General features: G+C 40.6%; 15 protein-coding genes. 7 read left to right on the top strand and 8 right to left on the bottom strand.

Annotation, left to right across the window (positions count from 1 at the left end):
* A partial coding sequence (locus ABWK04_00165; GenBank protein MEZ0360296.1) for a sensor histidine kinase occupies positions 1-235 on the top strand: 235 nt, incomplete at its 5' end.
* Positions 232-1,275, top strand: a complete 1,044-nt coding sequence (locus ABWK04_00170) for a hypothetical protein (protein MEZ0360297.1) — start codon at positions 232-234, stop codon at positions 1,273-1,275. The genes ABWK04_00165 and ABWK04_00170, both read left to right, overlap by 4 nt.
* Here ABWK04_00170 and ABWK04_00175 read toward each other — a convergent pair.
* Genes ABWK04_00175 through rplT form a run of 4 tightly spaced genes read right to left on the bottom strand, consistent with a single transcriptional unit; the run spans position 1,240 to position 3,748 of the window.
* Positions 1,240-2,166 (bottom strand): TIGR00269 family protein, encoded by a 927-nt coding sequence (locus tag ABWK04_00175; GenBank protein ID MEZ0360298.1) that lies wholly within the window; start codon positions 2,164-2,166, stop codon positions 1,240-1,242. The two genes, ABWK04_00170 and ABWK04_00175, sit on opposite strands and share 36 nt — an antisense overlap.
* Positions 2,163-2,372: a MoaD/ThiS family protein gene (locus ABWK04_00180; GenBank protein MEZ0360299.1), complete on the bottom strand. Its 210-nt coding sequence runs from the start codon at positions 2,370-2,372 to the stop codon at positions 2,163-2,165. Before ABWK04_00180 ends, ABWK04_00175 begins: the two co-directional genes overlap by 4 nt.
* Positions 2,373-2,375: 3 nt before the next feature.
* Positions 2,376-3,392 (bottom strand): phenylalanine--tRNA ligase subunit alpha, encoded by a 1,017-nt coding sequence (gene pheS, locus ABWK04_00185; protein MEZ0360300.1) that lies wholly within the window; start codon positions 3,390-3,392, stop codon positions 2,376-2,378.
* Positions 3,392-3,748: a 50S ribosomal protein L20 gene (gene rplT / locus ABWK04_00190; protein MEZ0360301.1), complete on the bottom strand. Its 357-nt coding sequence runs from the start codon at positions 3,746-3,748 to the stop codon at positions 3,392-3,394. Before rplT ends, pheS begins: the two co-directional genes overlap by 1 nt.
* A gap of 69 nt (positions 3,749-3,817) precedes the next feature.
* Between rplT and ABWK04_00195 the strand changes: the two genes are divergently transcribed.
* From ABWK04_00195 to ABWK04_00215, 5 genes are read left to right on the top strand one after another with little or no spacing between them, the layout of a single operon-like run.
* The gene (locus ABWK04_00195) at positions 3,818-4,993 is read left to right on the top strand and encodes an amino acid ABC transporter substrate-binding protein (protein MEZ0360302.1); all 1,176 of its coding nucleotides are present in this window, start codon (positions 3,818-3,820) and stop codon (positions 4,991-4,993) included.
* Positions 4,984-5,847 carry a branched-chain amino acid ABC transporter permease gene (locus tag ABWK04_00200; protein MEZ0360303.1) on the top strand — a complete coding sequence of 288 codons (864 nt, stop codon included), beginning with the start codon at positions 4,984-4,986 and terminating at the stop codon, positions 5,845-5,847. Before ABWK04_00195 ends, ABWK04_00200 begins: the two co-directional genes overlap by 10 nt.
* Positions 5,840-6,721, top strand: a complete 882-nt coding sequence (locus tag ABWK04_00205; GenBank protein MEZ0360304.1) for a branched-chain amino acid ABC transporter permease — start codon at positions 5,840-5,842, stop codon at positions 6,719-6,721. Before ABWK04_00200 ends, ABWK04_00205 begins: the two co-directional genes overlap by 8 nt.
* A complete protein-coding gene (locus ABWK04_00210) occupies positions 6,706-7,425 on the top strand; it encodes an ABC transporter ATP-binding protein (GenBank protein MEZ0360305.1) in 720 nt (239 codons plus the stop codon). The genes ABWK04_00205 and ABWK04_00210 overlap by 16 nt, the downstream gene beginning before the upstream one ends.
* Positions 7,394-8,122 (top strand): ABC transporter ATP-binding protein, encoded by a 729-nt coding sequence (locus ABWK04_00215; protein ID MEZ0360306.1) that lies wholly within the window; start codon positions 7,394-7,396, stop codon positions 8,120-8,122. Before ABWK04_00210 ends, ABWK04_00215 begins: the two co-directional genes overlap by 32 nt.
* On the opposite strand, the gene ABWK04_00220 is transcribed toward ABWK04_00215, so the two are convergent.
* The 4 genes from ABWK04_00220 to mrdA form a co-directional block, all read right to left on the bottom strand.
* Positions 8,119-8,775: a DUF554 domain-containing protein gene (locus tag ABWK04_00220; protein MEZ0360307.1), complete on the bottom strand. Its 657-nt coding sequence runs from the start codon at positions 8,773-8,775 to the stop codon at positions 8,119-8,121. The genes ABWK04_00215 and ABWK04_00220 overlap by 4 nt on opposite strands.
* Before the next feature lie 3 nt (positions 8,776-8,778).
* Positions 8,779-9,975 (bottom strand): glycosyltransferase, encoded by a 1,197-nt coding sequence (locus tag ABWK04_00225; protein MEZ0360308.1) that lies wholly within the window; start codon positions 9,973-9,975, stop codon positions 8,779-8,781.
* Between the two features lie 22 nt (positions 9,976-9,997).
* Positions 9,998-10,558: a class I SAM-dependent methyltransferase gene (locus ABWK04_00230; GenBank protein MEZ0360309.1), complete on the bottom strand. Its 561-nt coding sequence runs from the start codon at positions 10,556-10,558 to the stop codon at positions 9,998-10,000.
* A gap of 147 nt (positions 10,559-10,705) precedes the next feature.
* Positions 10,706-12,478, bottom strand: coding sequence for a penicillin-binding protein 2 (gene mrdA, locus ABWK04_00235; GenBank protein ID MEZ0360310.1), 1,773 nt, complete (start codon positions 12,476-12,478; stop codon positions 10,706-10,708).
* Positions 12,479-12,517 lie beyond the last annotated feature (39 nt).

Genomic DNA, 12,517 nt, shown 5'->3' on the forward strand with positions numbered 1-12,517 from the left:
GTATTCCAAAGAAAATACAGAGATTAAGGTAAGCGGACAATTGCAGGATGGAAGACTTAAGATGTTTGTAAGTAATGTGACGGAGGAAGAAAAACATCTTGAGAGTGAGTCTTACGGACTTGGACTTACCATAGTTGATGAGATAGCAAAAAGGCTTGGGTTACATTTAAGCTTCAGGAGGGATGGATCTCTATTTACGGCGATCGTAGAGATAGGGGTTGATAAGGGAGAATGATAGCTTTTTTCCTATACATACTTTTTGAGTTTACAGATACCATATTTTCATCCTTTTTGATGTATATACATTTTCCATCAAAAAGCCATACCTTTTTTAGCGCAAGCTCCTACGGTTATCTAATAATACTTTCCAATTTGCTGGGGTTTACATTACTGCTTTTGGGTCTCTACCGCTTTGGCTTTTTAAGTTACAGCTTCTATTTGGCTACGCTTTCTGTTCTTTCCCTTCTTATAGGCTTTTCCCATTCTATGGCATCATTCGTGCTTATTTTTTTGTTCTTTATCTTTCATACCGCTTTCTTTTTTTGGTATGAGGTGCTGGCGGTCAAGTTTGAAAAGTTTGAAGCTCTGATTGGACTATCTTATTCGGCAGGTTTTTTCGCTTTGGGTATCCTTCTTTTTTTTGAAAAGTTGAGTTTACCCCTTTTATCTGTTCTCTATTCAGTATCTTTATTTTCTATGTTACTTTTAAGAAAGATAGAGCTTCCTCAAAAAAGGCTAAGAGTCTTTCAGTTAAAAACTTCCAAATTCATCACAGAAGTGCTTACCGTTTGGCTTATGGGCGAATATGCAGAAGTGCTTGCCTCTATGGCTTACTATGTTCTCAAAGATACAGCTCCGCTGAGTGATGCTCAGATACATAAGCTCTTTGCTGTAGCTTTACTTTCGGCTTTTTTATCTGCATTAATCTCTCCTTTCCTACTTGAGAGATTAAACATAAAGCGCTTTGGCAGGCTTACTCTCCTACTTATGATCTCTATACCTTTTCTCCTTGGTTTTCCATCACTCTTTTACCTTCTTTCAACTTTGGTGGGTAGTTCCATAGCCTTTTACTGGGTTTTTTTCCGCACCTACCTCTATTATACATATCCAAAAGAAGAATACATAGGAAGATTTATGTTTTTTTACTTCTCTTCTCACATAGGTGGTGTTTTTTTATACTCGCTCCTATTCCAGTTGTTTCAAAGCCACCAGCTCAGCTTACTTATTTTTTCTACACTTTTATTCCCCGTGCTGATCGTGAATATATTTTCTTGAACTTATTTTTATCTTTAGTTTACAAACGCTGCATATATCGCTAATAGAAGGCTCTCCGCAAACTTTACATTTTTGCAGTTTTGCTTTTTGCTCCTGTGTTTTCAAAATTGGATACAGCTTTCTTAAAAACTCACTGTAGAATCTAAGCTTTATACCGGGCATTTTCTCCTCAAGTTGAGAAAGATAAAGCTTGTAATCTATAGTAGTAGCTCCTTGTGCCATAGGACACTCATCTTCTACATACTCTATACCGGAAAGAACAGCATACAGAGCGCTCTCTTTTTCTGAGACTTTACACAGAGGTTTTACCTTTTTTACGAATCCATTTTCCTCAGGAAGGACAGGATACTGCCTTTCAAGGTACTCTATATTCCAACTTAATGCGTTGGAAAATAGAACAGCTGATTCATCATCAAGATTGTGTCCTGTGGCTACTACGCTGTAGCCTAACTCCTTCGCAACTTTGTTCATATAGTATCTTTTGAGAGTACCGCAAAGGGAACATGCCGGTCTTTTGTCGTAATCTCTGAAATCTGGCACAGGCATAACTTCTTTTGCAAGATGTAATTCATGAAGGGTTCTCCCAACTTTGCATGCAAACTTTAGAGCTATTTGATTAGACATTTCTGAATAATTACCTATTCCAAGATTTATGTGGAAACCATCAGCATCGTAACCGAGCTTTATAAGAGCCTGCCATAGAGATAGACTATCTTTTCCGCCAGATACAGCCACCAAAATCTTATCCCACCTTGAAAACATCCTGAACTCTCTTATTGTCCTTTCCACCCTATTTTCAAACCACTCAATATAATGCTTTCCGCAGAGGGACAACCTGTGCTGTGGTAGAAAAACCTGTGCCTTTTTACCACACTTTGCGCACCTTCTCAAGATACACCTCCAGATATGGCGTTTATCACTCTAATGTCATCATCTGGAGATAAGAGTTCATCATCATCAACCACTTGACCGTTCTTGACTACAAAGGCAAACTCCCTCGAAAGGTTCAGAGTATTGAGGACGTCTTTTGCTTTTACTCTGTCTTTTTCAAAGACCAGTATCTTCTCCTTTCCTCTGTACTTTACCTTAAGCTCCATATATTATAAAAATTGTCTCAAGAATCTCAGATCGTTTTCATAAAAGAGCCTTATGTTATCTATACCGAAGTAAAGCATGGAGAGTCTTTCAACGCCCATACCAAAGGCAAAGCCTTGATATATATCTGTATCTATTTGGCAGTTTTCCAGAACCGATGGGTGAACCATACCGCAACCCATAACCTCCAACCATCCAGAACCCTTACAAACCCTACAACCCATACCATGGCATATTATACAACCTATATCTACCTCAGCGGAAGGCTCCGTGAAGGGAAAGTAGGAAGCCCTGAACCTTACTGGCACTTCCTTTTCAAAGAAAGTCCTAAGAAAGGTTTCTATAGTGTACTTCATATGCCTGAAGTTAGCGTACTCATTCACCACAAGCCCTTCCACCTGATGGAACATGGGCGAGTGGGTAGGATCATCATCCCTTCTGTATACCTTCCCAGGAGCTATGACTTGTATAGGTGGTTTTTGGGACAGCATAACTCTTATCTGTGCTGGTGAGGTATGAGTCCTTAATAGGTAGCCATCCATGTTGAGATAGAACGTATCCTGCATATCCCTCGCTGGATGCTCCTTGGGTATGTTCAAAAGATCAAAGTTGTAAGCTTCAAGTTCTAATTCCGGACCTTCAAAAATGGAAAAACCCATACTGACGAATATTTCCTTTATTTTTGAAAGCGTTTGGGTCAACGGATGCAAGGTACCTACCAAAGGCTCTAAAGGTATAGACATATCTACCCAATCTTGACTAAGCTTCCTGCTTATCTCACGCTCCTTAAGCTCGCTTTCTTTTTCTCGCAATAAATTTTCTATCACCTCCTTCAGCGTGTTTATCTGAGAGCCATACTCCTTCCTATTCTCCTGAGGTATATCCTTTATACCTTTGAGGGCTAAAGTAATTAGCCCCTCTTTTCCCAGATACTTAGCTTTTATTTCAAAAAGCCTTTGGAGGTTATCGGCTCTTTTTATTTCCTCCTCGGCTCGCTTTCTTACTTGGATAGGATCTAACATCAGACGGAGCTTAAAGCTTCCTTTGCTTTATTAACTATGTGAGCAAAGCCTTCGGGATCTCTTACAGCCATATCCGCAAGTACCTTTCTATTTAGTTCTATACCTGCCTTCTTCATACCTGCTATAAACTTGCTGTATGATATACCGTGAAATCTCACTGCTGCATTAATTCTTGCTATCCAGAGCCTTCTGAACTGCCTCTTTCTTTGCCTTCTGTCCCTGTACTGATACTGCAAAGCTCTAAATACGTATTCCTTCGCTCTTCTATAAACGTTCTTTTTCTGACCTCTAAAACCCTTTGCAAACTTAAGTATCTTCTTTTTAAACTTCCTGGAAGATGGACCCTTCACTCTCATAAGCCTTCTTACCTCCTTAGATATAAAATTATAGTACTTTTCGGATCTTGGAATTTAAAATTATATCCTATGAGGGTATTATTAGCTATCCTTTTTTTGCTCACAAGTTTTGCGGTCGGACAGGACATTATAAAGTTTGGGGCTGCTATCTCTCTTACTGGCAAGCTCGCTAAAGAAGGACAGCTTTTAAAGCGCGGTTACGAGATTTGGAAAGAGACTGTCAATGCACAGGGAGGTATAAAGGTAGGTGGAAAACATTACAAAGTGGATCTGGTGTATTACGATGACCAAAGCGATCCTGTAACTTCCGCAAGGCTTATAGAGAGGCTCATCGTAGAAGATCACATCAAATTTATCCTCGGACCATACGGAAGCGCTCAAGTTTTTTCATCAGCACCTGTAGTAGAGAAGTATGGAGCTATCATGGTTCAGGCTGGTGGTGCCTCTTCCGATATATACCAAAAGGGATATAGAAATATTTTTGGTCTTTATACCATAGCACCGGACTATGGCAGAGATCTCGTTGAGCTTGCCACGAGGTTAGACAAAAGTGCGAGAAAGATAGCTATACTATACGAGAAGGATATCTTTTCCGAAGACGCCGCTGAAGGAGCTTTACAGCATGCTAAAAGGAAGGGTCTTGAAGTGGTGCTTTACGAAGGCTATCCTAAACAGGTACAGGATCTTTCAAGTCTTATGCAGAAGATCAGGTTACTTAAGCCCGATATAGTTATAGGATCAGGACATTTTCAGGATTCTGTTTTGATGGTGAAACAGCTGAAGCAGTTTAGAATAAATCCCAAATTTTTAGGACTTACTGTAGGTCCCGCTTTACCTGCTTTTGTTGAAGCTCTCGGGCAGGATGCTGAAGGTATATTCGGACCTGTTCAGTGGAGTCCAGCTTTAAGATACAGAGATCCACTTTTTGGAAGCAATCAGGAATTTGTAAAGTTTTACAGGGAGAGATTCGGTTCGGATCCAGAGTACCATGTGGCTGGTGCGGTCGCCGCAGGCATAGTTTTTCAGAAGGCTATTGAGGAGGCTAAAAGTACGGATGTGGTCAAAGTGAGAGATGCTCTCAGAAGGATCAAGATTGAGACGCTCTTTGGTTTGATAAGCTTTGATACCTCCGGAAGGGTAATAACCAAACCCATGGCGGTTATCCAGATACAGAGAGGTAAACAGGTAACTGTCTACCCATTTGAGGAGGCAAAACCCATCTATCCTAAACCTCAATGGAGATGATACTTCAGCTTCTACTTGATACTTTGCTCCTCGCTGGTTTTTACAGTATGCTTTCCTCGGGATTCTCCCTAATGTGGGGTGTGACGGGTATTATAAACTTAGCTTACGGCTCGTTCGTACTTGTTGGAGCTTACCTGTTTTACTGGGCTTATCAGTCAGGTGTAAATCTCCCTAATGCCTTTCTTTTGGTTTTTTTGTCAGGTCTACTGGGCGGTGTGGCTTTTCAGCGCATTTTTATTAACAGGCTAATGAATTACGAACCCTTTACCTTACTCATACTCACCTTTGGGCTTGATATACTTTTTACAAACCTTCTTAACCTTATCTTTAAAGCTGATGTTAGATCTGTGCAGATTCAAAGCTTATCAAAATCCCTTTTTATTCGCGACTTTATACTACCTTACAACAAGCTTTCGGTATTTCTCATATCCTCTTTAGTCATTTTATTTGTAGAGGTTTACCTGAGGTTTTCTTGGACGGGTAGAGCTATAAGGGCAGTTTCCGCTGATCGCACGGGCGCACAACTGTGCGGTATAAATCCCGGAAATGTTTATACGATAAGCACATCCTTGGCTACAGCTCTTGCTATGCTCTCTGGATGTTTTTACGCCCTACTTCAAGGTTTCACTCCCTTTGATTCTGAGAGTATAACTCTGAAAGCCTTTTTTGTGTGCGTTGTTGGTGGCTTGGGAACCCTCCAAGGACTGCTCTTAGGCAGTCTCTTGCTTTCCCTGTCGGAGGTATTTTCGGGTTTCTATCTGGGTGAAGAATGGAAGATGGTTGTGTCTTTGTTTATTCTCATAGTTTTCCTGCTCTTTAAACCTCGCGGTTTTGCAGGAGTTAAGTATGCTTAGGTTATTTTTGTTTGCTCTATTTATAGCCGGCGTTTTTCTTCCATCTTTTGCAGATCCCTACTGGCTTCGCGTGATAAGTTCAGCATTATTACTTTCTTCCCTCGCTTATGCTCACAATCTGCTCTTTCACTTTTTGGGATATCCCGCTTTTGGGGGTGTAGCTTTTTTCGGTATAGGGGCTTATACCTTCTCCCTTTCCTTCTCCCGGCACTATCCCCTTTACGTGTCCCTACCTTTTGCCGGGATCATCTCATCCCTCATAGCAGTGATCTCTCTGCCCATAATTTTGAGACTAAAAAGCCATTACTTTGCCATAGGCACATTAGCTCTTCAAATCATGTTTATGGAGCTTGCGGAAAATCTTAACATAACTGGAGGTACAAAAGGTTACGCACTCAAGGTACCAGAAAGCGCTAATATTACAACTTTCTATTTATTTTTATTTATACTCCTATCCCTTCTTATACTTACCGCACTTTTAGAAAAATCAATCTTTGGAAAAACGCTGAAGGTTATAAAGGAAGATGAGGAAGCATCCCTCACAATGGGTATAAATCCTTTACCCTATAAACTTTTAGTACTCATCATGATGACTTTATATCTTGGAATCCTTGGAGGAGTATTTTCTCTTTGGAGTACGTATATTGATGCGTCTACAGTTTTTGATCCCTTACTCTCTGTCAAGACGTTTTTTGTCCTAATACTATCTATAAGCGCTCCCGTCTTTGGACCTCTCGCCTGGTCATTCATCTTTGAGCTTGCCTTTGAAATCCTTTGGAGCAGTTTCACTCAAATACATGGACTCCTCTTAGGTACTGCTATAATCCTTCTTATATTATTTTTTCCAAAAGGTGCGGTATGGAAAAGCTCTTAGAGGTACTCGATTTAGAAAAGTCCTTCGGCGGTAATAAGGTGCTTGATCGCGTTTCTTTTCACATAAAAAGAGGCGAAATCTTAGGAGTTATAGGTCCCAATGGTTCTGGCAAAACTACACTTTTGAACGTAATTTCAGGTCTTCTCAAACAAGACAGCGGTAAGATCCTCTTCAAAGGGAAGGATATAGGAAAAACTGGAGCCTATGTGAGAGCGAGACTCGGTATAGGTAGGACTTTTCAAAATCCGAGAACGTTCCCTTCCCTCACGGTGTTGGAAAATCTTAAGATAGCTCGCCTTCACTCTGGAAGGATGACACATACACAAGAAATTCTGAAAAAAACCGGTCTATACAAACTAAAAGATAGATATTCGGATAGGCTCTCTTTAGCTCAAAAAAAGAGGCTCGAGCTTGCTAGAGCTTTGGCGATCGCACCGGAAATACTGCTTCTTGACGAAATTTTTGCAGGACTAAATCCCGCTTCTGTGAAGGACATATCTGATCTTATAAAACAGTTGAAAGATGAAGGTTTGAGTATAGTGATGGTTGAACACGTTTTGAGTGCGCTCATTCCGCTTGCCGATCGGATTATTGTACTTTCGGAGGGAAGAGTAATATACGATGGTGACAAGTACGGAGCTTTTCGTGATGAAAAGGTAAGGAGGGCTTATCTTGGAGAGAGATACTCCTCTCTTGGAGTGTAAGGGTATAAACTGCGGATACGCAGATATGCAGGTGCTTTATGATGTATATCTTACTGTAAAAGAAAAGGAAGCTGTAGTTATATTTGGTTCAAACGGTTCTGGGAAAAGTACCCTCCTGAAGACTTTGAGCGGGCTGTTAAAACCTTGGAATGGTAGTGTTAGGTTTTACGATAGAGACATAACGGATCTTGCTCCTCACGAAAGGGCAAGGCTCGGTATATCCTTTGCAAGCGATACGAGAAACCTCTTTCTGAGCATGAGTGTTGAAGAAAACCTTATACTCGGCGCTTACACGAATAGAAAGAGACTAAGGAAAAACCTTGAGATGGTTTATCACTACTTTCCAGAGCTTGCCAACATGAAAAAAAAGCTGGCTGGAGAACTCTCTGGTGGCTATCAGAGAATGCTTTCCATAGGAAGGGCGCTTATGTCTGAACCACACCTCCTCATGATAGATGAGCTTTCTTTGGGTCTCTCACCGAATATGGTAGACAGGCTTGGAGAAGCGCTTACAAACATAAACAGAGAAAATGGTTTAGCGATGCTCGTTGTGGAACAGGAAATTTATCTTGCAAGCAATATGTGTAAAAGAGGATACGTTCTTGATCTGGGAAAGATCGTCGCACAGGGAGAAGTACAAAAACTCCTTCAAGAAGATACTGTCAGAAGGGTTTACATGGGTGGATCGCATCCTTAAAAAAATAGACTCATCACAAGTGAAGGAAAGATGTTAAGTACTTTTACTTTCTCTAAAAGACCAAATATCTTCATGCCCGTCAATATCATAAGACCTCCACCTACAAACAAGGCATTAGACATTGAACTCTCAGATAGAAAGCTTCCAAAATAAAAGGCAAGTCCTGTAAGCATACCTTGGAAAAGCAAAACAAAGAAAGCTGAGAAAAGAACGCCTCTCCCTAAGGATGAAGAAAGTATCGTAGAAGAAAATCCGTCCATAACGGCTTTTGAAAGGATCAAGGTACTGTCTCCCTTAGTACCTTCAAGAATACATCCCAGGAGGGTCATAGGTCCTACGGTAAATAGTATACAAGCAGTTACAAAGCCCTTTACCGAGTTGCCTCCCCTATCTTTTAAAAATCTGTGAATGCTCTCTTCCAACCTCACCATATGTCCCAGTGCCGAACCTGTAAGTATTAGAATGAACACTTTCAAGGTTTCCGGTTTATTCTCATACAGCAGTTTTATACCGAGCATTAGGGTGAAAAGCCCTATGGCGTTTATGGCTCCATCCTTTAAACTTTGAGGTATATACCTTGAAGCCTTCAAGCCGAAAAAGGAACCAGTAAGGATCAAAGAGGCATTTATTAAGGTGCCAAAACCCGGAAACATAACTCAAGGGCTTTTTCCAGCTTGCTCAAGTATCTGCTCAAAAATACCCAGCAAAAACTCTCCTCTATCCTCAGGTGTAAATTTTTCCAAAACTTTTTGTCTCGCGGATTGACCTATAGTAAGAGCTTCATCAAGATGTTCGAGGTAATAAAGGATCTTCTCCTCGATATCCGCTCTATCAAGAGGCATGTATGCTATGCACTCATTACCCGGCGTTAAAAAGCCCTGAAGGGTCATTCTGTAGTCTATAACTGGAGCACACCCCATAAAGCTAACTTCTAATGGCGAAAAACCTATACCGGAAGGAACGCTGTATGGAAAGCTCATGATGACCATATAAGTCCTATCAAGTACATCAAGAAACTCATCGTAAGAGCTTATCTGTAGACTTTCATGCCCTTCCTTTAGCTCACCATGGTACTCACCAAGTATTTTGAGGTCTATGCCCTCAAGAAAGCTAAGTATGTACCACCTCTTTTTGGAAGTGGCGTATATAGATACATCGTTCAGAAAGCGTAGATACTCTTCAGGTTTTTCATTGCGCCACTTGTTTATCTCTTCCTGAAAGTTTTGGTGAAACATGGAAAGTACGTACTCGGAAGCTACAAGCACAGGAATCTCCGGATTTCTAAACATAAACTCACCTACTTCAAAGAAGAAGGGGATAAGTTGATCCTTTAGACCGCTTATCGCTTGACGGGCAAGGATCTGCGGATCTGATACTGGACCTAAAAAGACAACCTCCATATCCTTTTCCCCGTGCGGTTTTTTCATAAAATCAACATCCACAAAGGGCGTTATGTAAAACAAACCCTTATTTATACCAAGCGCTTTTAAACTATCCACGTACTTAAGGTCACATACAACAGGCAAAAAGTTGTTTGCCTGCCTTATATCAAGAAGGCTCGGAAAGTAAAGTAAGGGTTCATCGGTGAATACGCTGACGTGTACGAAGCCAAAGGCATCACAAAGAGGTACTTTGCTCTGTTCTTGCTGACCTACTATCACACCGGTTGAATTAATATCCAACGAAAAGGCTGGGGAAAACTCAAGTATCTCGTTTACCGTTTGCTGTATGTCCCCTTGAGTGAGATCAAACTCTCTTACCTGAGCTCCCTTATTCTGAAAGTACTTCAAAAGAGCCAGTATATGCCTATTTACACCAGTTTCATTTCCTGTTTTTAAAAAAGCTATTTTCATGCCTAAAATTATACCACACTTGTCATACACTTCCTGTGTTGGAATTAAGGAAGATACCGATAAAAGTTGATATGTTGAAGTTTTCTGCGTAATAAATTACCTCAAGTTCTTTAAAAAGGATCAAAAGTTCCCCTTCTTTAAGGAGATACAGTGGATTAAAATCCTTTCTCAACACTTTATGCCTTTCGTTGTAAGTTTCAAAGATAAGAATGCCACCAGGTTTTAAGGCTCTCAAAATCTGTCCCGATAGCTTTCTGTTGAGATAATAAAAATTGATTATAAGGTTGTAAGTATTTTGGGGAAGCGCATAATCGTCAAGATCCGCACACATAAAGTTGACATTAACCCCTTCATCCTTAGCCCTTCTTCTTGCCTTTTCTATAGCTACACAGGATATATCAATGGCGTCCACATCAAACCCTTCCTTTGCCAAAAATATGGCATTTTCCCCAGTACCACATGCCAGCTCTAAAGCCTTTCCTACCTTAGCAAGGTGGTAAAACTCAAGAAGCGTTTTGTGAAGCTGTGTTTCCCATCCTCTTAAGTATCTCTGATCCCATCGTTCTTTATCCTCAACAGCCATCAATATAAAGTTATTCTTAAAGTGATAATAAAAAATCCCTCACCCTTCTTTAACCTGGAAAACTTCTTCATCACAAGTGGGTGTCTTATGGACTTACTCCTCTTCCCAGACTTATCTTCGCAGATGGTAAAAGACCTCGCTTTTGTATTATATGAACTCTCTATTTATACCTTCCATATATATACGTTCCAAAACCGCCCTTGCCAGCGGTGCTGCGGTTCCACCTCCAGATCCTCCGTGTTCTATTAGAACGCCTATAAGAAATATTGGATCCCTGTATGGTGCAAAACCTACAAACCATGCGTGATCCCTCAGATGATAAGGTAAGTGTTTTCTTCCCGTGCTGAACGGGGATACTTGCGCTGTGCCGGTTTTACCTGCTATTTCCGCTATGTGTGAGTTAGCTAACTGCGCTGTCCCTCTCTTTACTACATCTCTCAAAGCCTCCTTTACTATGCTGAAGTATTCGGGTGAAGCCTTCACCACTTTGTAAATAGTCCTTTTATTTTTCCACACTACCCTTCCTGAAGGATCTCTAACCTCCCTTATAAGTGTAGGTTTGTATATGACACCATTGTTAACTATACCACTCATCATAAGTACTTGCTCAAGTAATGTAGCTGTTATGTAACCTTGACCTATTGACAAATTCACAGTATCTCCACCGTACCATGCATCACCGAGCCTTTTCCTTTTCCATGCTGGTGTTGGGATAAAACCTTTGGCACAAGGAAGTTCAAAAGGAATACCCTCACCGTAAGAAAACTCCCTTAAAATCTCTTCTATGCCCTTTTGACCCAACTTATAGTAACCGTAGTTGTAAAAAAATACGTCACATGAATCCCTTATGGCGGTTTTCACGTTTTCCCAACCGTGACCGTGTCTGTTCCAGCAGTAAAAGATCCTATTTCCAAGCTCAAATCTGCCATTGCATACCACTCCCTCTCTTATAGATAATCCCTTTTCAAGAAGAGCTACAGCCAAAGCGGGTTTTATAACTGATGCTGGAGGATACTTAGCAAAAAGGCACCTATTAAAAAGAGGTTTATAGGGATCCGAAAAGTACTCTTGCCACTTTTCGGAAAGCGCATTCGGATCAAAACAGGGATAACTTAGCATTCCAAGAACTTCACCTGTCTTAGCGTGAATTAAAAGAATCCCTCCAGCCTTGTGTCCCGACTTACTGAAAATCTCGTAAAGAATTCTCTGAATCCTCACATCAACGGTAAGTACTACCGTGTTCCCTTTCTTGGGTACTATGGTTCTCACGACTTTTACAGGTTTTCCCACGGCGTTTATCATAACTTCCTCTCCACCGGTAAAACCCAACAAAAATTCATCAAAAGCTCTCTCCGCACCATACTTACCTATCAAACTCTGCATATGTACTCTTTCCTTATACTTTTTGAGATCCTCATCGGTAGGATAACCTGTATAACCCGTTATGTGGGAAGTTATTTCTCCGTAAGGATAGTATCTCTGGGGAATCATGTTTATGAAAACTCCAGGCAGTTTATAACTGTTGTTGTAAAACTTATCTATTTCCTCTTGGTTCTCAAGGGTTTTTATGGGAATTGGTTCAAAACCTTTCATCTTCTCTCTTAAACTGCTCTCTCCGATATCTATGTTAAAGAGGTTTTTAAGTTCAATTAAAAGTTCATTCAAAGAGTTTGGATCCTCCAGCTTTTGAGGATCCAAAAAAAGCACGTACTTTGGTATGTCATAAGCTATCCTTTCCCCATTCCTATCAAGAATCTCACCTCTCTGAGGATAAAGTACCTTCAACCTAAGATAGTTCCTTTTGGAAAGTTCCGCGAAGTAGGACCTTTTAAAAACTTGCAGATAAAGGAGTCTAAACAGGACTACAAAATAAAAAATCATGCTGAGTAAGGCAAGAAAAAGAAACCTACGTCTGGGCATAAAGGCAATTATACTTCTTGAAAAGGCGTTTGGGCTTTC

Origin of the sequence: Hydrogenobacter sp., assembly GCA_041287335.1 — a bacterium.
In the GTDB taxonomy this organism is placed as follows: Bacteria; Aquificota; Aquificia; order Aquificales; family Aquificaceae; genus Hydrogenobacter.

Excerpts from the sequence above, each read along its gene's own strand:
- ABWK04_00170 (MEZ0360297.1), top strand. The coding sequence starts at position 232 with ATGATAGCTTTTTTCCTATACATACTTTTTGAGTTTACAGATACCATA.
- ABWK04_00180 (MEZ0360299.1), bottom strand. The coding sequence starts at position 2,372 with ATGGAGCTTAAGGTAAAGTACAGAGGAAAGGAGAAGATACTGGTCTTT.
- pheS (MEZ0360300.1), bottom strand. The coding sequence starts at position 3,392 with ATGTTAGATCCTATCCAAGTAAGAAAGCGAGCCGAGGAGGAAATAAAA.
- rplT (MEZ0360301.1), bottom strand. The coding sequence starts at position 3,748 with ATGAGAGTGAAGGGTCCATCTTCCAGGAAGTTTAAAAAGAAGATACTT.
- ABWK04_00195 (MEZ0360302.1), top strand. The coding sequence starts at position 3,818 with ATGAGGGTATTATTAGCTATCCTTTTTTTGCTCACAAGTTTTGCGGTC.
- ABWK04_00200 (MEZ0360303.1), top strand. The coding sequence starts at position 4,984 with ATGGAGATGATACTTCAGCTTCTACTTGATACTTTGCTCCTCGCTGGT.
- ABWK04_00205 (MEZ0360304.1), top strand. The coding sequence starts at position 5,840 with ATGCTTAGGTTATTTTTGTTTGCTCTATTTATAGCCGGCGTTTTTCTT.
- ABWK04_00210 (MEZ0360305.1), top strand. The coding sequence starts at position 6,706 with ATGGAAAAGCTCTTAGAGGTACTCGATTTAGAAAAGTCCTTCGGCGGT.
- ABWK04_00220 (MEZ0360307.1), bottom strand. The coding sequence starts at position 8,775 with ATGTTTCCGGGTTTTGGCACCTTAATAAATGCCTCTTTGATCCTTACT.
- ABWK04_00225 (MEZ0360308.1), bottom strand. The coding sequence starts at position 9,975 with ATGAAAATAGCTTTTTTAAAAACAGGAAATGAAACTGGTGTAAATAGG.
- ABWK04_00230 (MEZ0360309.1), bottom strand. The coding sequence starts at position 10,558 with ATGGCTGTTGAGGATAAAGAACGATGGGATCAGAGATACTTAAGAGGA.
- mrdA (MEZ0360310.1), bottom strand. The coding sequence starts at position 12,478 with ATGCCCAGACGTAGGTTTCTTTTTCTTGCCTTACTCAGCATGATTTTT.